Source organism: Maribacter luteus, from assembly GCF_009674825.1.
In the GTDB taxonomy this organism is placed as follows: Bacteria; Bacteroidota; Bacteroidia; order Flavobacteriales; family Flavobacteriaceae; genus Maribacter_A; species Maribacter_A luteus.
On record NZ_WKJH01000005.1, the window covers coordinates 17,511 to 36,899 of the forward strand.

At 38.5% G+C, this 19,389-nt stretch carries 21 protein-coding genes and 1 tRNA gene; 11 read left to right on the forward strand and 11 right to left on the reverse strand.

Translation table 11 applies throughout. The annotated features are described in order from the left end of the window. Positions 1-12: 12 nt before the first annotated feature. The 4 genes from GJ691_RS07950 to GJ691_RS07965 are packed head-to-tail and all read left to right on the forward strand — an operon-like array spanning position 13 to position 1,919. Complete coding sequence (locus tag GJ691_RS07950; RefSeq protein WP_154365613.1) at positions 13-441, forward strand: PH domain-containing protein; 429 nt, start codon at positions 13-15, stop codon at positions 439-441. Then, on the forward strand, positions 438-1,013 hold the full coding sequence (locus GJ691_RS07955) for a pentapeptide repeat-containing protein (protein ID WP_154365615.1): 576 nt from the start codon (positions 438-440) through the stop codon (positions 1,011-1,013). The genes GJ691_RS07950 and GJ691_RS07955 overlap by 4 nt, the downstream gene beginning before the upstream one ends. A 59-nt stretch (positions 1,014-1,072) precedes the next feature. Next, positions 1,073-1,567: a DUF6265 family protein gene (locus tag GJ691_RS07960; protein ID WP_154365617.1), complete on the forward strand. Its 495-nt coding sequence runs from the start codon at positions 1,073-1,075 to the stop codon at positions 1,565-1,567. Position 1,568: 1 nt separating this feature from the next. Then, entirely contained in the window at positions 1,569-1,919 is a 351-nt protein-coding gene (locus GJ691_RS07965; RefSeq protein ID WP_154365619.1) for a hypothetical protein, read from the forward strand. A gap of 1 nt (position 1,920) precedes the next feature. On the opposite strand, the gene GJ691_RS07970 is transcribed toward GJ691_RS07965, so the two are convergent. Next, on the reverse strand, positions 1,921-2,385 hold the full coding sequence (locus GJ691_RS07970; protein ID WP_154365621.1) for a CBS domain-containing protein: 465 nt from the start codon (positions 2,383-2,385) through the stop codon (positions 1,921-1,923). A gap of 116 nt (positions 2,386-2,501) precedes the next feature. Here GJ691_RS07970 and GJ691_RS07975 point away from each other — a divergent pair, with 116 nt between their 5' ends. The 4 genes from GJ691_RS07975 to GJ691_RS07990 all read left to right on the forward strand — a co-directional run bounded on the left by GJ691_RS07975 (position 2,502) and on the right by GJ691_RS07990 (position 6,917). Then, positions 2,502-4,787 (forward strand): M28 family peptidase, encoded by a 2,286-nt coding sequence (locus tag GJ691_RS07975; RefSeq protein ID WP_154365624.1) that lies wholly within the window; start codon positions 2,502-2,504, stop codon positions 4,785-4,787. Then, the gene (locus tag GJ691_RS07980; RefSeq protein ID WP_154365626.1) at positions 4,780-5,589 is read left to right on the forward strand and encodes a Rossmann-fold NAD(P)-binding domain-containing protein; all 810 of its coding nucleotides are present in this window, start codon (positions 4,780-4,782) and stop codon (positions 5,587-5,589) included. The genes GJ691_RS07975 and GJ691_RS07980 overlap by 8 nt, the downstream gene beginning before the upstream one ends. Positions 5,590-5,711: 122 nt before the next feature. Beyond that, positions 5,712-6,086: a hypothetical protein gene (locus GJ691_RS07985; RefSeq protein ID WP_154365628.1), complete on the forward strand. Its 375-nt coding sequence runs from the start codon at positions 5,712-5,714 to the stop codon at positions 6,084-6,086. Positions 6,087-6,218: 132 nt separating this feature from the next. Next, a complete protein-coding gene (locus GJ691_RS07990; RefSeq protein WP_154365630.1) occupies positions 6,219-6,917 on the forward strand; it encodes a hypothetical protein in 699 nt (232 codons plus the stop codon). A gap of 98 nt (positions 6,918-7,015) precedes the next feature. On the opposite strand, the gene GJ691_RS07995 is transcribed toward GJ691_RS07990, so the two are convergent. Beyond that, positions 7,016-7,513, reverse strand: coding sequence for a hypothetical protein (locus GJ691_RS07995; protein WP_154365633.1), 498 nt, complete (start codon positions 7,511-7,513; stop codon positions 7,016-7,018). Between the two features lie 63 nt (positions 7,514-7,576). Here GJ691_RS07995 and GJ691_RS08000 point away from each other — a divergent pair, with 63 nt between their 5' ends. After that, positions 7,577-8,527, forward strand: coding sequence for an NAD-dependent epimerase/dehydratase family protein (locus tag GJ691_RS08000; protein WP_154365635.1), 951 nt, complete (start codon positions 7,577-7,579; stop codon positions 8,525-8,527). 47 nt (positions 8,528-8,574) lie between these two features. On the opposite strand, the gene rimK is transcribed toward GJ691_RS08000, so the two are convergent. The 6 genes from rimK to GJ691_RS08030 form a co-directional block, all read right to left on the reverse strand. Next, positions 8,575-9,951 carry a 30S ribosomal protein S6--L-glutamate ligase gene (gene rimK, locus GJ691_RS08005; RefSeq protein ID WP_154365636.1) on the reverse strand — a complete coding sequence of 459 codons (1,377 nt, stop codon included), beginning with the start codon at positions 9,949-9,951 and terminating at the stop codon, positions 8,575-8,577. A 124-nt stretch (positions 9,952-10,075) separates the two neighbouring features. Beyond that, positions 10,076-11,602 (reverse strand): bifunctional GNAT family N-acetyltransferase/carbon-nitrogen hydrolase family protein, encoded by a 1,527-nt coding sequence (locus tag GJ691_RS08010; RefSeq protein WP_154365638.1) that lies wholly within the window; start codon positions 11,600-11,602, stop codon positions 10,076-10,078. Between the two features lie 108 nt (positions 11,603-11,710). Next, a complete protein-coding gene (locus tag GJ691_RS08015) occupies positions 11,711-12,028 on the reverse strand; it encodes a hypothetical protein (protein ID WP_154365640.1) in 318 nt (105 codons plus the stop codon). A 2-nt stretch (positions 12,029-12,030) separates the two neighbouring features. Further along, a complete protein-coding gene (locus GJ691_RS08020; protein ID WP_154366179.1) occupies positions 12,031-13,005 on the reverse strand; it encodes a deoxyhypusine synthase family protein in 975 nt (324 codons plus the stop codon). Then, on the reverse strand, positions 12,995-13,936 hold the full coding sequence (gene speB, locus GJ691_RS08025) for an agmatinase (RefSeq protein ID WP_154365642.1): 942 nt from the start codon (positions 13,934-13,936) through the stop codon (positions 12,995-12,997). Before speB ends, GJ691_RS08020 begins: the two co-directional genes overlap by 11 nt. Positions 13,937-13,960: 24 nt before the next feature. After that, a complete protein-coding gene (locus GJ691_RS08030; RefSeq protein ID WP_154365644.1) occupies positions 13,961-15,421 on the reverse strand; it encodes an arginine decarboxylase in 1,461 nt (486 codons plus the stop codon). A 447-nt stretch (positions 15,422-15,868) separates the two neighbouring features. On the opposite strand from GJ691_RS08030, the gene GJ691_RS08035 reads away from it, so the two are divergent. Then, complete coding sequence (locus GJ691_RS08035) at positions 15,869-16,582, forward strand: hypothetical protein (RefSeq protein WP_154365646.1); 714 nt, start codon at positions 15,869-15,871, stop codon at positions 16,580-16,582. Positions 16,583-16,676: 94 nt separating this feature from the next. Next, positions 16,677-16,748: transfer RNA gene (locus GJ691_RS08040), tRNA-Arg, on the forward strand. 29 nt (positions 16,749-16,777) lie between these two features. On the opposite strand, the gene GJ691_RS08045 is transcribed toward GJ691_RS08040, so the two are convergent. From GJ691_RS08045 to GJ691_RS08055, 3 genes are all read right to left on the reverse strand, one after another. After that, positions 16,778-17,590: an alpha/beta hydrolase gene (locus GJ691_RS08045; protein ID WP_154365648.1), complete on the reverse strand. Its 813-nt coding sequence runs from the start codon at positions 17,588-17,590 to the stop codon at positions 16,778-16,780. 5 nt (positions 17,591-17,595) lie between these two features. Then, entirely contained in the window at positions 17,596-18,177 is a 582-nt protein-coding gene (locus tag GJ691_RS08050) for a RidA family protein (protein WP_154365650.1), read from the reverse strand. A 329-nt stretch (positions 18,178-18,506) separates the two neighbouring features. Then, positions 18,507-18,737, reverse strand: coding sequence for a hypothetical protein (locus GJ691_RS08055; RefSeq protein WP_154365652.1), 231 nt, complete (start codon positions 18,735-18,737; stop codon positions 18,507-18,509). Between the last annotated feature and the right edge of the window lie 652 nt (positions 18,738-19,389).

Genomic DNA, 19,389 nt, shown 5'->3' on the forward strand with positions numbered 1-19,389 from the left:
AAAAGATGACTGTTGAAAGTTTATAAATCAAAAATAGGAATAGGCCTAGTGCTCGTTATTGTCTTGGTTTTTATTATTAGTTCCTACAACCTGATATTGGATAAAAGTTGGGGCGGACTTTTATTCATGACCCTTACCGCTGCCTTTATTGCCCACCTTTTCCATCAGACCTATTACACCATTGACGGTAATATACTGAAAGTGAAATCGGGGTTTCTTTTGAAACAATCCTACGAAATAAGCCAAATAACAAGGATTACCGAAACCCATAATCCTATTAGTGCCCCAGCCGCATCGTTGGATCGATTGGAAATAAATCTGGACAACGGTAAAAATGTCATCATATCCCCAAAACTTAAATATGATTTCATTGATGACCTCAAAAAAAGGAACCCGAAAATAAAAATTGAACTTAGAACCAGATCAAAGGCCAAGCAATGATAAAACCTTTTATAGCCGATAAAACTTTCAAAGGGCAGGATTTCAGTAAAAACCGCCTTCAAACCGGGGAGTACGAAAACTGTATTTTCAGTAATTGCAATTTCGCAGATGGTTATCTCGACAACCAGAATTTTACTGAATGCGAATTCATCGAATGTAATTTGAGCAACACCAATGTTGTCGAAACGGTCTTCAATGATGTTCTGTTTACACAATGTAAAATACTAGGGGTCAAATTCAATCAATGCAACAAATTCATAATGTCCTTCAGTTTTTCTGACTGTATATTGAATTTCTCCTCTTTCTATACCATGAAATTGCCCAAATTCAGATTTGACCATTGCAAATTGATCGATGTTGATTTTACCGAAGCCGACCTTACCCAAGCCATATTCCAATCCTGTGATTTGGGAAAAGCGGTATTTAACAATACCATATTGGAAAAGGCCGATTTCAGTACTGCTTACAATTATAAAATAGACCCTGAACAGAACAAAATAAAAAAGGCACGTTTTTCCAAGGAAGGGTTAGAGGGCCTGTTGTTCAAGTACGACATTCAAATCGACGATTAATATACCAATCGTTCGTAAACCGATATTTCGTATATTGCTATGAACTAAAGTGTTATTGTATGAAATTATCCACTATACTTTTACTATGCTTTTCGGTAAGTTGCTTTGCCCAAAACACAATGTCTTTTTCTGATAACGACATACCACCTAAAGCTACCTTGGAAGATGTTTCTTGGGTTACAGGCCATTGGAAAGGAGAAGCCTTTGGTGGCATTGCCGAAGAAATATGGAGTCCGCCCTTGGGAGATTCCATGATGTTCGTATTTAAACTGGTAACCGAGGGTAAGGTACAATTCTACGAAGTGGGCCATATTCAACAGCGCGATGAAACCTTGATATTACAACTGAAACATTTTCATGGTTCGTTGAAAGGATGGGAAGAAAAAGATGAAACCGTAGATTTTAAACTGGTTAAGTTAGAAGGTGACAAAATTTATTTCGATGATTTCACCATAGAAAGAATAAGCGAAAACGAAATAAACATGTATGTCGTCGTTGGTGATGAGGATGGATCTTCAAAAGAAGTAAAGTTCAATTATAAAAGGGAGCAATAAGATGCAGAGAAAATGTTTGGAATGTGGTACCGAGGTCAAGGGGCGTATAGACAAAAAATTCTGCTCTGACCATTGCAGAAACGCCTATAACAACAAGATCAACAAAGTCAGCAAAAACCTCATCCGGAATATAAATAACCGACTGCGTAAGAATTACCGTATTTTGGATAGCTTTCCGTTAAAAGACGGCAAAACGAAAACCACCAGAACCCGGTTGATGAACAAAGGTTTCGATTTCGAATTCATCACTAACCTTTATACCACCAAAAAAGGCACTACTTACTACTTTGTATACGACTTAGGATATTTGCCGTTGGATAACGATTATTATATGATCGTTAAACGGGAATAGATCACTTCCAATTATGTCCGCTAAGTTTTAATGCGGCAATAACCACATCTTTACGGCTTATTTGCCCAACTACCAGTCCGTCTTTCATTACGGGCAACCTTCTGCGGTTATGCTTATCAAAAATACCCGCTGCATCAAAAATGGAAATATCATGAGGTATGGTCTCTACCTCTTTAGACATATATTTCTCAACGCTTTTATCGAGAATCGGTTGATTAAAATACCGACTTTCTGAAATTTGCTTCATACAATCCGCTTCCGAGATTATTCCAACCAAAAAACCATTATCGTCCAATACCGGTCCACCGGAAATATGATGGGACGCAAACTGTTCCATAACCTCTAAGATAGATTGCTCCGGTGAAAAAGTAACCAACTTGGTGCTCATATAATCCGATACCAAAATAGGGGCATCAAACTCTTTTTTTATTGTCTTTCTAATTCCTTGAAAACTTTTGATAGCCATATTCTTGTCATTTAGGTTCCTTTTAAAGATAGAAAAAAATATCGGAAAGGATAAAGTGATCGATATGACTGAAGAACTTTCGATTATTTCATACTTTTAAAGTCCAAGTATTTATTATGAAGCGATTTACAAAAGTAATTACCCTTTTACTCATTCTATTTGCTGTTTATTGGAGTTTTAAATCGGCCATGCCATCCTATCATGAAGATGCCACTGCCCCTTTGACCGAGTTCTCTACCGACCGGGCCTTGACCTATGTTGAAAAAATGTCCAAAGAACCGCATGCCGTGGGTTTCCCCGCCCATACCACAGTACGCAATTATATTATTTCCGAATTAAAGTCAATGGGCTTGGAAACCACCATTCAAGAAGGCCATACAGCAGGGGATTGGGGTAATTTAAGTAAGGCGACCAATATACTGGCCCGTATTAAAGGTTCCGGGAAAGGAAAGGCCCTTCTACTACTTTCCCACTATGACAGCAATCCACATTCCTCTTTGGGAGCCAGTGATGCCGGTAGTGGGGTCGCAACCATATTAGAAGGTGTACGCGCCTTTCTGGCCAGCAATAAGCAACCAAAAAACGACATTATTATATTGATCTCAGATGCCGAGGAATTGGGACTTAACGGTGCCGATCTGTTCGTAAACGGGCATCCTTGGGCCAAGGAAGTAGGACTTACCTTGAATTTTGAGGCACGTGGCAGTGGCGGACCCAGTTATATGTTGGTCGAGACCAATCGGGGAAATGGAAAATTAATCAGTGAATTCATAAAAGCCAATCCAGAATTTCCCGTAGCTAATTCCCTGGTCTACAGTATTTATAAAATGCTCCCCAATGATACCGATCTGACCGTTTTTAGGGAAGATGGGGATATCGAAGGATTAAATTTCGCATTTATCGATGATCATTACGATTATCATACCGTTCGTGATTCTTATGAACGATTGAACCGGAATACCCTTGCCCACCAAGGCAGCTATCTAATGCCTTTGTTATATCATTTTGCGGACGCCGATTTAAATAACTTAAAGAGCCTGAACGATCTCGTCTATTTCAACGTGCCCTTTTTTAAAATGGTTTCCTATCCCTTTGAATGGATTTGGCCCATGTTCGCCTTGGCCTTATTGTTTTTTGGGGTATTATTAGTAAATGGTTTCCGAAAAAAAACATTGGATGCGCGTCAATCATTACTAGGCTTTGTCCCCATGTTGATCACTTTGACCATCAATGGCATCGTAGGCTATTTCAGTTTTAAGGTCCTTAAGTGGTTGTATCCGGCGTATGCGGATATTTTACATGGATTCACCTATAATGGCCATACATATATCGCTGCATTTGTACTTTTCTCCTTGGCCATTTGTTTTTGGGTGTATCATAAGTTCAAACATATTAACACCCCCAACCTCTTGGTTGCCCCTATTATAATTTGGTTGGTCATTTGTGGATTGGTAGGTACATATTTACCAGGGGCAAGCTTTTTCATTATTCCCCTATATGCCCTATTGGTTTCGTTCATGGTAATTATCAACCAAAAGAACCCCAGTGCATATTTACTGGTATTCTTAGCCTTACCCGCCCTCTTCATTTATGCTCCCTTTATAAAAATGTTCCCTATTGGACTGGGATTGAAAATGATGGTTGCCACTACCCTATTGACCACTCTAACCTTTTATCTGCTTCTACCGGTATTCGGATTTTACAAGAACAAGCATCGATTGGGCATATTGGGTCTTCTACTTTTTATGGGTTTCATGGTGTCTGCCCATATAAATTCCGGCTTTAATGAAGAAAATGCCAAACCGACGAGCCTTTTATATGTTTATGATGCCAACAGCAACCATGCAAAATGGGCGACTTATGAACAAGTGATATCCGATTGGACATCCCAATACATAGGTGATACAAAAAAGGTTCCCGAAAAACTAGCCGACAAAACCATTAGTAGCAAATATTCATCTGGGTTTACCTATGTTACCGATGCGCCGATAAAGGAAATCATTGCACCCAAGATAGAAACAACCTTGGATACCCTAATTGGGAACGAACGTGTTTTGGAACTCTGCATAACACCACAACGTAACGTGAACCGGCTAGAAGTCTTTACGAATACCGTAGAGATTAAAAAAGCCGTGATCAATGGTATAGAATTAAGCGAATATTACTTGACCCATAGAAAAAATGGCAAATTGGTCACACATTATATTAGCAATAATGAATACACCGAAATTCGATTGACATTACCAAAGGACACCCCATTGGAATTGACTTTATATGAAGCCTCTAACGATTTGCTTACGAATCCACAATTCACGATACCCGAGCGGCCCACGAATAACATTCCTATGCCATTTATATTGAACGATGCCATTTTATGGACAAAAACCCTTTATTATGAATAGGTCTGTTGCCATTATGGGGTGTGGATGGTTAGGGCTGCCATTGGCCCTCACATTTATTGAGCAAGGTTACAAGGTCTACGGCACCACAACCTCTGAAGAAAAAATGAAAGCCTTAGAAAAGGTAGGGATCGTACCATATACCATAAAGCTGTCCGAAAATGGCCTAGAAGGACCTATTGGGGAAGTATTGGAAAACACTGAAATCCTCATTATCAACATACCCCCAAAATTACGTGGTGACAATGCCGAAAACTATGTGCATAAAATGAAATATCTTAAAACCGCCGTAGAGAGTTCAAAGATCAAGAAAATCATTTTTATCAGTAGTACATCGGTCTATGGGGAAGACCAAGGAAAAATTACGGAGTGCACTCCTCCATATCCAACTACGGAGGCTGGTGCACAATTGTTGGTATCAGAGTATTTATTTAGACGAATACCTGGTATTGTAACCACCATTATCCGTTTTGGGGGCTTGATCGATAAAAACAGGCATCCTATCAACATGCTTTCTGGTAAAGAAGGTTTACGCAATGGCAACTACCCTGTCAATTTAATTCATTTAAATGATTGTATCGGCATCATAACATCTATTGTAAATAAACAATGGTGGGGCGAAACCTTCAACGCTGCATACCCTTTGCACCCTCCTAAAAAAGAATACTATCAACAAATAGCCGATCAAAAAGGACTTATTTCACCAAAATATGATCAAAATTCAAGTTTTTCAGGTAAAATTATAGATTCAAGTAGGCTAATTCTTGTTAAAAAGTACGTTTTTCTTACTTCAATTTACAATTAATACACCACAAAAATTACACATTTCACAACAATTATGGGCATATTTTGTTAATACACCTTCGTTAAACAGGGGTTTTATCGATAAAATGCATAACTTTAAGTAAACCATAAAATTCGATTGACATGGAAAATTCAACATTGAAACTCAAAATTAAATCGGAGATTGAAAAATTGATTTCCGAAAGTTGCGCCAACCCCCAATCGACCAAAAAATTCGAAACCTTACATGTTGCACTTCTAAAAAAACATTATAATGCAGCAGATGTATCCATCGACTATCACAGAAAACGAATAGTCCTGGATATTGTAATGGATGACACCTTTTATGAACCTTCAAAAGTGAACATGACCCTTCCTATTCTACATGCAAACCTATTTTTTAAAAATCTAAAGGAATTTCTAAAATCATGTATTGTCACAGACACTGAAAGTATGGGTTTTTATGCAGGATTACTCCGTACTTTTACCAATAAGGAGGTAAAACTTACAGCTGCTTGAAAGAATGAAGCTCTGATTAAAGAACTAGCGCCTTTCGGCGCTTTTTTTATGCCCAATTAAAGGTTTCATTAACAGATTTCTATCAATAATTTTAATAGCTTAGCACACTTTAAATTATCAAAATAGAATACCATGAAAAAGATTGCTTTTGTAATCCTATTTGCCATCAGTTTTACGATAAGTGCGCAAACCAATAACGAACTTCTAAAACATTATGAGGCATTTTACAAAGAAATGAGAATGCAGGCCGATATTAACGGAATGACCAATGCGTTGACACATTTGAACGTGCTTTCCCCTTCAAAAGCAAGAAAAGATACGTTGGCGTATATCTATGCCAATAACAATCAGCATATGCAAGCGCTTAATACTATTGGTTACGAAAAAAACGATTCCGATTCTGACTTGGCCGTACAAGTAAAGGCCATTTCCTTAAAAGCGATCAACCAGCCTAAAAGGGCTTTGGAACAAATGGAAATCCTGAACAAACGAACCCCTAATGCTTATCTGGCTTATGAACTGGCCGATCTTAAAATACAGACCGGGGACAATATCGGGGCAAGTACCAATATCGAATACGGATTGGCCAACGCCAAGGACGATATGAAATACGCTTTTTACGAAAGACAACAGCCTTATGAAGTTCCATTGAAGGCCGCATTTTTACATTTAAAGGCACTTGTAAGCTATAATCAGGATAAAGCTAAAATCGATGAGGCCATTGCCTTAATAGATGAAGCCTTGAAAATAGAACCTAACTTTAACTTGGCGAGTTTAAGCAAACAAGCTTTGGAAGCAAGAAAAGCAGAACCCACTGAGGAGAAAAAATAACCCTTTTATTCTCACCTTATTTTTTGCTGCTTGAAAAATAAGTGGGTAGTGCTGTTACTTTTTTAATTTGTTCTATCTAGGCAAAGTGCAATACCGGCCTATTCATCATCCAATATCAATTGGGCATCGAAAGTATGGTTGACCACTGCGTTGAACTGTTGGCGCATAATGTTATAAGAATCGATCATTTCATTGACCGATGCCTCTGGGTCCAAATAATAATATAGATCACCCTTTACCTTTAGTAGATAGGTTTTGAATACTTTCTGTCTACTTTTTATCTGCGGTGTATCGAACTGTTCCGGATAAGTAGATTTCTCGAGCAATTTTTGCTCTTCTATAATATTATCGATAGTAAGGCTTAGGTCATCCCTATTTCCGGCATTGTACAAAGCATCAAAACTGACATCCATAGCCATGAACTCTGGCCATTCTTGTAAAATGGCACTGGCCTTGGAATCCAAAGAACGTTTTTTTGGCCATTTTTCGGTACTGATTACGTATCCCGAAGCATCTTGATCCACTTCCTCTTTTTGGGTTTCCTTACAGGAAACGGCTACAAAAAACACCAATAAGGTAATAAAGAATTTATGCATGGAGCGAATGTACAAATTTTAATAAAAGCTATATTTACCAAGTATTCATTTAACTACATTTTAATGCAAAAATCCATCTTAATATTAGGGGCTTGTGGACAAATAGGAACAGAACTTACTTATGTACTTCGGAAAAAACACGGAGCGAACACTGTCATAGCAAGTGATATTCGTGAAGGCAACGAAAGCTTGATGAATTCGGGACCTTTTGAACTTTTGGATGCAACGGATTACAATGCGCTTGAAGAAGTAATTGCCTATTATGAAATCAGCGAGGTATATTTAATGGCCGCGATGTTGAGTGCCACTGCTGAAAAATTTCCGATGCGGGCCTGGAACCTGAACATGAACTCTCTTTTCAATGTCTTGAACCTGGCAAAGGAGAAAAAAATAGATAAGATTTTTTGGCCATCGAGTATCGCGGTATTCGGCCCAAATACCCCTGTGGACGATACGCCCCAGAACACTATTATGGAACCTAGTACCGTTTATGGCATAAGTAAACAATCCGGAGAACGTTGGTGTAATTATTATCATCAAAAATTCGGGGTAGACGTACGTAGTATCCGTTATCCCGGCCTTATCAGCTATAAAACGATGCCAGGTGGGGGAACCACTGATTATGCCGTGGAAATATACCATAAGGCACTTTCTTCCCAAACATATACTTGCTTTTTAAAAAAGGACACCAAACTACCCATGATGTTCATGGATGATGCCATAAGGGCAACACTCATGTTAATGGAAAGCCATCCTAATTCTATTAAAATACGATCCTCGTACAATCTTGCCGGAATGAGTTTTTGCCCAGCAGAAATAGCAGAAAGCATAAAGCGTGAGATTCCTGGATTCACAATCGATTACAAGCCCGATTTTAGACAAGAAATCGCCGATTCCTGGCCCAACAGCATCGATGACTCAATGGCTCGTATGCATTGGGGTTGGCAATCGGAATTCGACTTGGAAAGAACTACCCGGGAAATGCTCTATAATCTGAAAGAAAACAAACAATAGAAAGCTTCTTAAGGCTACCTGAACCCTAAGAAGCCGATTTTTTGATTCTAAATACTGAATTTCAACTTTCGTTCAATGGCCATGATCATTTCATTGGCGATATCTTTTCCTGTGGCATTTTCGATACCCTCAAGGCCGGGGGAGGAATTCACCTCCAGTAAAAGAGGTCCTTTGTTCGATCGGATTATATCAACACCGGCAACGGCCAAGTTCAGCACTTTGGCTGCTTTTATGGCCAATTTTTTCTCCTCGGACGTAATTTTGATAATCGATGCTTTTCCGCCTTGATGTATATTGGCCCTAAATTCCCCTTTTTCGGCCTGTCTCTGCATTGATGCGACTACCTTACCGTTAACAACGAAACAACGGATATCCTGCCCATTGGCCTCCTTGATGAACTCTTGTACCAAAATATTGGTGTTCACACTTTTAAAGGCATTAATAACACTCTCAGCGGCCTTATTGGTCTCGGCCAGAACAACACCCTTACCTTGGGTACTTTCCAATAATTTTATGATGAGCGGTGCGCCATTGACCATTTTAATAAGGTCCTTGGTATCCATGGGGGATTTTGCAAAACCCGTTATCGGAATATGGATGTCATTTTTCGAAAACAACTGGGAAGCGAAAAGTTTGTCCCTAGACTGGGTAATAGCTTCAGCGGTATTCTGGCAATACACTCCTAAATTATCGAATTGTCGAATTAAAGCACACGCATAAAAAGTCACCGATGGTTTGATCCGTGGAATGACCGCATCGAACTCATTTAGAATATTACCTCCCCTATATCGAATTTCAGGCGAATGCGCATCTAACTTCATATAGGCCAATTCAACATTGAGGAAAACGATTTCATGCCCCCTAGCCTCTGCCGCCTCTATAATACGTTTGTTACTATAAAGTTGGGGATTACTCGCCAGAAGGGCGATTTTCAATCCGGTCTTCTGCTTATAAAATGGTCGATATTTTAAGTCAATTTCTTCATCGGTAAAGTACTGCACTTTATAACTTTCAGCAGGATTTACCATATACCTGTCCATTAAAGCCTCCCTACCCAAAAGCATGCGAAACTCCATGGTATCCCTATTCGCCAGCGTCAATTCAATGTCAAAGGTATCCTCACCCAATGTAACCGGAGTCTTCACGACCAAACGTTCTTCGGATATTCCACTGGAACTTTTGACCATTCTCCTGTCGACCAACCTAGCTTCGCACTGCAAGGTTATACTTCTGTTTTCCTGTAATGGATTTACCTCAAATTTCACCCATTCCTGAGCTCCTTTATTGATTACCTTAATATTGGTTGCTTGTAGCGATGAGGTTTTTGCGCCTGAGTCTACCCTAGCCTTGATACTCGGTATGCCCAAATGATCAAAAACACACCATTCCTCACTACCGATAATACGCAATTCGTTCTGCGCCATAAATTTATTTTGTTATTAACTCTTAGTATTCGATATACTTTTTAGAAGTATTTACTTTGATGCACACCCGTCTTTTACCTTTATGTCAAAAAGCAAAACCCAGAATTTTATTTCGGGTTAAAGTTTACTTTTTCTTCAATTCATAAAGATCGGTTCTTCTATCCTTTAGATTATGTACTGCCCCGAACTGGTTAAGTTCCCTTAGTAGATCAATGTCCACATCCGCGATAAGTATCATTTCGGTATTTGGGGTAGCTTCCGCCTTTATACCATTGGTAGGAAATGAGAAATCACAGGGTGTAAAAACCATTGATTGTGCAAATTGGATATCCATGTTCTGTACATTGGGTAAATTACCCACACTACCTGCAATCGCTACATAACACTCATTTTCTATGGCTCTTGCCTGCGCACAATTACGAACCCTTGAATAACCGTTTTGGGTATCGGTCAAAAATGGAACGAACAGTATATTCATTCCTTCATCGGCCAAAATACGGCCCAATTCAGGAAACTCGACATCATAGCATATTAAAATACCGATTTTGCCACAATCGGTATCGAATGCCTTTATCTGATTACCTCCTTGCATTCCCCATACCTTTGCCTCATCGGGTGTTACATGTATTTTTTCATAGCGCTCCACACTGCCATCCCGTTTACACAAATACCCCACATTCAATAAACGGCCATCTACGATTTCGGGCATACTACCCGAAATGATATTGATGTTATATGAAATAGAAAATTCGGAAAATTTTTGAACTATGGCCTCTGTATGTTTGGCCAATTCCCGGATGGCATCCGGTGTGGACAAATGGTTATGATCGGCCATAAGCGGTGCATTGAAAAATTCGGGCATCATAGCAAAATCGGAACGATATCCCGATACGGCATCAATAAAGTATTCTGCCTGTTGCAACAAAGCCTCCAAATCTTTATAGGGTCTCATTTGCCATTGGATCAAGCCCAACCGAATAATGGTTTTCTTCGTTGCTGCTTTCTTTGAAGGTTTATGGTAATAGATATTGTCCCACTCCATTAAAATGGCAAACTCATTAGATGCTTCATCCCCTTCTAAATAACCCTTCATCACTTTTGCAGGGTGAAAATCATTACTGATCTGAAAATTAAGCACGGGATCCTGAATTTCTTTCAATCTGACCTTTGCAATATATTCCTTGGGGGTAAGTTTCTCGGCATATTTATGGAAATTGGGCATTCTTCCCCCAAAAACAATACTCTTCAAATTCAATTTCTCACAAAGTTCCTTGCGGTAGTCATATAATCTTCGACCTAATCGTAAACCACGGAACTCAGGTTTTATGAAAACATCGATACCATATAATACATCTCCATCATCAGTATGGGTATTGAAAGTGTAGTTGCCCGTAATCTCCTCATAAGTGTGGTCATCTTCGTACTTGTCATAATCAACAATAATCGATAAGGCACAACCGGCCAAATGGCCATTGATCTTTATGACAACCTGGCCTTCAGGAAACTTGTCGATCAATAACCGAAGTTGTTCCTCTTTCCAATAGGACCCGGGCATATTGGTATAGGAAGACAACATAGCTTCCTTAAGTTCCTTGTAATCATCAAGATCCAGGAACTTTAATTCGATATTTTCAATTTCTTTTATTTTCATTTTTGGATAGGTGATTGGGTTAGCCTTTAATCCGCATAGGATAAAGACTTTTAATCATAAGATAGGTTGTACAAAACGAAAGTTAGCCGTTCAATGAATTCTTAGAACCTAATCATCATCATTACCATCTTCCGGTAAATCCGGATCTGGAACTCCTTCTGGATCGTCATCGTCAAAGTCATCGTAATCATCCTCATCGTAATTTTCCATGGTATACTCCAGCTTGGCACTGATCTTTACCAAATACTTGGTATCCTCGGTCAATACCTCAACGGCCTCGACCCTTTCGCCATTGGCATTTCTAAATGAAATGATATTACGATCATCATAACCATCGGGATACCTTTCTACCAAAAGCTTAAGCACCTCTGGTGTAAGTTTTTTGAAATCGACTATTACTCGTTTTAAATGTGCGTGCTTGTCCATAATTACATGTCTAAAAGGTAAGCAAAAATTAAAGGCGCCACTATGGTCGCATCACTTTCTATTATAAATTTAGGGGTATCGATATCCAACTTACCCCAAGTAATCTTCTCATTGGGAACAGCTCCGGAATATGACCCATAACTGGTGGTCGAATCGCTGATCTGACAAAAATAACTCCAGAACGGCGTATCTGTGCGCTCCATATCTTGGTACAACATCGGTACCACACAAATTGGGAAATCGCCTGCAATACCCCCTCCTATCTGGAAGAATCCGATACCGTTCTTTGAATTATCGGTATACCAATCTGCCAAGAACGTCATATATTCTATTCCTGATTTCATGGTACTGGCCTTAAGTTCCCCTTTTAAAACATAGGAAGCAAAAATATTTCCCATGGTGCTATCTTCCCATCCGGGGCAAACAATGGGTAGGTTTTTCTCCGCTGCCGCATACATCCAAGAATCTTTTAGGTCTATTTCATAATATTCTTCCAAAACTCCGGAAAGCAACATTTTATACATATACTCATGAGGCAAATAACGTTCACCTTTTTCCTCGGCTTCTTTCCAAATCTTAAATATATGTTCTTGTAAGCGTCGAAACGCCTCTTCCTCCGGAATACAGGTATCGGTTACCCTATTGAGTCCTTTTTCCAAGAGATCCCATTCTTCCTGGGGTGTTAAATCCCTATAGTTAGGTACTCGTTTATAATGGGAATGTGCAACCAGGTTCATGATATCCTCTTCCAGATTGGCCCCAGTGCAAGAAACGATCTGAACTTTATCCTGACGGATCATTTCGGCAAAAATCTTACCCAACTCCGCAGTACTCATTGCCCCTGCCAAGGACACCAACATTTTAGAACCATTCTGCAATTGTGCTTCATAACCTTTGGCCGCATCGACCAAAGCCGCAGCATTGAAATGCAAATAATATTTCTCTATAAAATCGGAGATAGCTCCTTTAGTCTTCATCATCCTCAAATTTTGATTGGGTGTTCCCCGATTTATAATTTACATCATAGGTGTTATCATAGTCATCATCAACATCTTCGCCCATGAATTTATAGCTTAACATTTTATAATACAACTTAGCGGCCAAAAAATCGGATGATTTATCATGGACATTGGGGCATAGTTCAACGATATCAAAGCCTACCACGTTCTTCTCCTCGAACACTTGCTTTAAGAACTCCAAGGTCTCGTACCAGAACAAACCTCCCGGTTCCGGTGTTCCTGTTGATGGAAGAATGGAGGGGTCTAGGGCATCTAAATCAAAGGTAATGAACACATTCTCTGTCATTAGGTCTATGACCTTATCCATCCAGTATTCATCATTGACCATATCATGTGCAAAAAATGTTTTTTCCTCATCCATGAACGTCTTCTCAATAGCATCCATGGAACGAATTCCGATCTGGATAAGATTTGTTGTTTGACTGGCCTCGTGCACCGCACATGCATGGCTGCAACGGGAACCATCATAAGACTCCCTTAAGTCGGCATGGGCATCAATATGTAAAACGGTCAGGTTGTCGAAACATTCATTGAACGCCCTAATACTTCCTATTGAAATTGAATGTTCCCCTCCAAAAAGGGTAACGAATTTATTTCGTTTAATATATTCCTTGGTCACTTTGTGTACAGCATCTACCATTGATTCGGGAGAATCGTCTTCGGATACCGGTTTTGTTAAGTGAACACCTTGTTTATACACTTCGGAATCGGTTTCAATATCATACAATTCCATATTTTCAGAAGCATCCAAGAAGGCTTCCGGACCTTTATCGGCCCCTTTTCCCCAAGTGCTTGTACCGTCATAGGGCACAGGAATCAAAACTACCTTCGAAGTTTCCAATTGTGCGAATTCGTCGGCAATACCAGCGTAATTCTTTGTTGTACTCATCTCTTTAAAATTAATTTGTTTTTATTATCCGTTAGATGGAATTGTTTGTTCATTTAGTGCGCCGTTATGGGAGTATGTGGGCTCGTTATTACTATCATAGCCCAGTATACTTAACATCTGCTCTGCTTTTTGCTGGGGTTTGAAAAGGGTAGTCGTCAATTCCCCATTTTCATCCCTATCAATTATGATATGTTTGGGTTGTGGAATAAGGCAATGCTGTAAACCACCTACACCCCCAATAGAATCTTGATAGGCCCCAGTATTGAAGAATCCAATATAAAGTGGTTTGCTTTTACTGTATTTTGGCAAATAAATAGCGTTCCTGTTCTGTTCGCTATTGTAATAATCATCACTATCGCACGTGAGTCCGCCCAAAAGTACACGCTCATATTCATCGTTCCATCTATTGATGGGTAACATTATGAATCTTTTATTTATGGCCCAAGTATCTGGAAGGGTAGTAATGAAAGATGAATCGATCATGTTCCATTTTTCCCGGTCATTCTGTTGTTTTTGGTATAAGATCTCATAAATGGCTCCTCCACTCTCACCAACCGTAAAACTGCCGAACTCCGTAAAAATATGTGGTACGGCAACTTCTGCCTCGTTACAGGCAATATTGATCTGGTTTATGATCTCATCGACCATATACTCATAATCATACTCGAAGGCCAATGAATTCTTTATTGGGAACCCACCGCCAATATTAAGACAATCAAGAGAAGGGCAAATCTTCTTCAATCTTACATACACCTTTAGGCACTTGGCCAATTCGTTCCAGTAATAGGCATTGTCACGGATTCCCGTGTTAATGAAAAAGTGGAGCATTTTAAGTTCTACCTTGTCATTGTCCTTGATTTGGTTTTCATAAAAGGGCACTATGTTCTTATATCCAATTCCCAATCGCGAGGTATAAAACTCAAACTTAGGCTCTTCTTCAGACGCAATACGGATACCTACCTTGAAATTATCTTCCACAACATCTGACAATAGATCTATCTCTTCATAATTATCTATGATAGGAATGCAATTTCGATGGCCGGAATTTATGAGTCGACCAATATTATCAATGTACTGCTCACGTTTAAAACCATTACAAAGAATATATGCATCGTCTTTTATTTTACCCTTTTCCTTTAGGTTTTCAATGATATTGATATCAAAGGCCGATGAAGTCTCTATATGGATATCATTTTTTAAAGCCTCATGCATCACGTGCTGAAAATGGGAACTTTTTGTACAATAACAATAATTGTACTTTCCCTTATACCCGTTCTTTTCGATAGCCTTTGAAAACCAATTCTTGGCCCGCATTATATTTTCAGAAATTTTGGGTAAATAGGTGAATTTCAATGGACTTCCATATTTCTGAACAAGCTCGTTCAGAGGAATACCATGAAATAGCAAGTTGTCGTTATTGAGTGAAAACTCCTCTTGCGGAAAATCAAATGTTTGATCGATTAGATCAATATATTTTGTGTTCATTGAACAGATGAATATTTAAAATTAAAACAATAAAATTTTGGTAAAAGATCGAAACCTTTTAAATCCGGTCCTATGTTTTAAAATCAAATAACGAATTGTTCCGCCGTGGTAGGAATGAAAAAATAATCGTGCTGGCTGCAGACGATAGTAGAGTTCTTATCAGAAGTAAGCTTTAAATTCCGGTTACCCAATCCCTGGGCTGACAATGGGTTTGACTTCCTAATTCCCATAGTCCCGAACATACAAACACTATTCATTATGTTCAGCTAAAAGCCTTATACCAAACTAGTACGTTCCTAGTTTGATGGTACAAATAAAATCAAAAAATATATAAAACAAGCTTTTTACAAAAAAAATACTTCAAAAAATATTTTCACAACCACAATTACACCTAACCAATTCACTCATAGCTAATTAATCCTTATATTTAGAATTAAAACCAGTGACATGAAAACAATAAATACGATATTTTGCTTATTATGTTTTTTAGTCAGCTCAGTTACACTTCCTATTTATGCGCAAATCGCAACAGGAGTGTATTTTTCAACAGCCAAAAACACCACCCATGAGGTAAAACTATCCGATAACTATTTTACCTATTCGATCTACGAAAACTCTCCGGCAAAATTTATAAAGACCCTTGGGGGATTCTATCAGGTCGAGGATAATCAATTAGTGGTACTTCTTGAATTCAATTCTAATTATGCGCAAGATTCCATTAGACAATTGAGTATTCCTTTTGAAAAAAATGGTAATAAATTGATTCTTGAAATGAAATCCAAATTGCAATTTAAACATGCTGCAAAAATAAACCAGGATTTAGATGGGCAATGGTTGTTCGGTATTCGTGGGCCAGACCAGGGACAAGAGCGTAGAGGGGACAGCAAAGCCCGAAAAACATTGAAATTCTTATTGGACGGAAGGTTCCAATGGATCGCATACAATACCGACACCATGAAATTCCACGGAACCGGTGGTGGCTCTTTCTCCTCTAAAGACGGGGTTTATCAAGAGAATATAGCCTTTTTCTCCAAAGATGATTCCCGGGTCGGGGCAGAACTTTCCTTTGGGTATAAAATCATGGGAGATGACTGGCATCACCAAGGAAATAATAGCAAAGGGGAGCCTATGTACGAAATATGGATGAAGAGGAAAAAATAATCCTAGCTATCTTTCAGTTGAATGCTTCTCAAAAAATCTTGTTTGAAGTACCTAATTATTCCAAAATACTTTATTTTTGCCTTCTTATTTCAAGGGCCTCGTAGTTCAATGGATAGAATAGAAGTTTCCTAAACTTTAGATGCAAGTTCGATTCTTGCCGAGGCTACTTAAAATAAATACACTTTACCTCCCTTTTCAATTCCTTTGTTTTTTTACAAAATTCAGTAATAATGGTATTGCCGGATAAACCATATCATGGGCATACCCATCCAACTCCATCAACTCAATATCAGGATGTTCTACAATCTTCATCATTCTATAGAAATAGGCATTTTCCTCGTATCTTCCCAATAGTTCCAACTCCCGGTTTCCTGTTATCAACAAAAAAGGAGGGGCATTTTTACGTACATGGTACAGCGGAGCGAAAGCATCAACAATAGGTTGTGTGCCTTCTATACCCCTTTCCTTGCGAATTGTAAAGTGGGTTATGGTATGACCGCTGAAAGGGATTATCCCGGCCAAACTATCGGCATCAACTTGATATTTTGCTAAATAATGTTTGTCCAAGGCAATCATACTCGCCAAATATCCCCCAGCCGAATGTCCGCTTACGAATACCTTCGAAGCATCGCCATTATATCTCTTTATGTTCTTTACCACCCATGCGACAGCCGCCGCCGCATCTTCAATATAAACGGGGTTTTTAACCTTGGGGTGCAACCTGTAGTTAACAGCTACGACAATTACCCCTTTCTTTAATAAACCTTCTGGTATATGTTTGGAGCCAAATTCAAGTCCACCACCATGAAACCAAACTATTGTAGGGACGTTCGTGGTGTCCTTAGGAAAATAAACGTCTAACTTACAGCGCTCTTTTAAATAGGCATCGGTTGCCTGCGTTGACATACTATAATAGTGTAAATCCTCAATAAGTTGATATCCTTTTTGGGCCAATACGAAATATGAACTTAAAAGAAACCCAATTAAAACAAGTTTTGTTTTGGCCATGACGATCAATCTTCAAATATTTCAACGACCATTTCAATTTCAACAGCCATATTATTTGGTAATGAACCCATACCAACGGCAGCTCTTGCGTGCTTACCCCTATCACCAAAAACATCGACCATTAGATCCGAATACCCATTGATTACTTTTGAATGATCTTTAAATTCAGGTACTGCATTGACCATACCTGTGACTTGTACAATACGTTTTATCTTATTCAGGTTCCCCAATTCAGATTTAAGTACGGATAATTGCTGAATACCTACGGATTTTGCCGCAGCGTAACCCTGATCTACATTATACTCATCTCCCAATTTACCAATGATTGTTTCCCCTACTTCATTTTTTGGCCCTTTACCGGCTAAAAAAACAAGGTTCCCAGCACGAACGGCATGGACATAATTAGCCAAAGGTGCTGAAATTTCCTGCAATTGCAGACCTAATTCTTCAAGCCGTTTTTCGGGATCGTACCCCTCGGGTGATTTCTGTTTCGAAATTTCCGGGGCTTTTACTTCTAGGTTATTTTTATTTCCGGATGTGCAGGAGGAGGCTATGATCAATACTGCCAGCAAGGTTAGATATTTCATGGATAAGGTTCTTTAAACCAAAAATACTAAATTAGAATACAGTATATAAAAAAAGGGATAACCGAAATCACTTTCGAATTATCCCTGGGGGAACGTAACAAACACAACCCTCATTATCTTACATCATGGATTTGAACCACGCTTGTCCAAAAATTGGATTTAGCTTATATGATATATCCTATGATTATAATTTTTGTCCTTGTCAGTCCTTTTTTCTTTTTCATTGATTTTTAACCGCTTACAATATGTTGTTAAGGATCTGTAGCATGATCATTATACTGAACAGAATTAATAACCCATAACCATTCTCTTTTCTTTTCATAGCAATTTTACTCTTCCTCAATTGCGAAACCCATTCTTTTCAACTGATTCTCGTTACGCATTTCTTGCAATTCAAATTTTAGCACATCGCCAATAAAGGCCGATCCAACAAACAATTCCTCATCACGCCCAGCGCGTTTTATTTCTTGGCCCCTATTTGTGTCCTTCTTAATTCCTGAATCCTTTAAATAATTATTCCTTAACGTTAAAAGATCGTTCCATTTTCCCTGATTAGGCATTGTGCATTATATTTTGTCCATTCAACGTTGTTGACCCTACGGGTCTTTTATTCTATTAAAAAAAGACCCTGCAAGCAGGGTCTTTTAAACCAACCAACTAATTAAAACCTAAATTACTTTAATTACTATCAAAACCCTGGTTGGTTTTTTCAGTCCATTGGAAAAACCAATTAAAATTCCAATGGATTTAAACGGATAAAACGGTTAGTGTTAGTATAGCATTCTATCCCTTAATATTTTTGGGATGGTCTTTTAGGTTTTACCTTTCGGCCATCCTTAGATTTTCACTTTTCCATTCTGATAATCCTATTCAGATTGTTCTGACCAACTTTTGATTTTATCATTATTTTGCGTTTCAGCAATTTAGTCGGTAGAATAATGTATAGTGTCGTTAAAAAGACAATTACACTGATTCCAAAAAATAGTTCTACTAAAATAGATGTGTTCATATGTGTTCGATAACTGTAGAATCGTTCTCCTTGAATTCTAATTACACACAAATCTAAACAAGTGTTTAATCTTAAATTGAAGAAAAGAGTGAAGAGAATTATTTGTCGATAAACAGCATGTTTTATTCGATGTAATACATTTTTATAGGTATTTTCTTACTTTTTTGCTTAATATAAGTAGAATCAGCAAAGAAAAATATCCC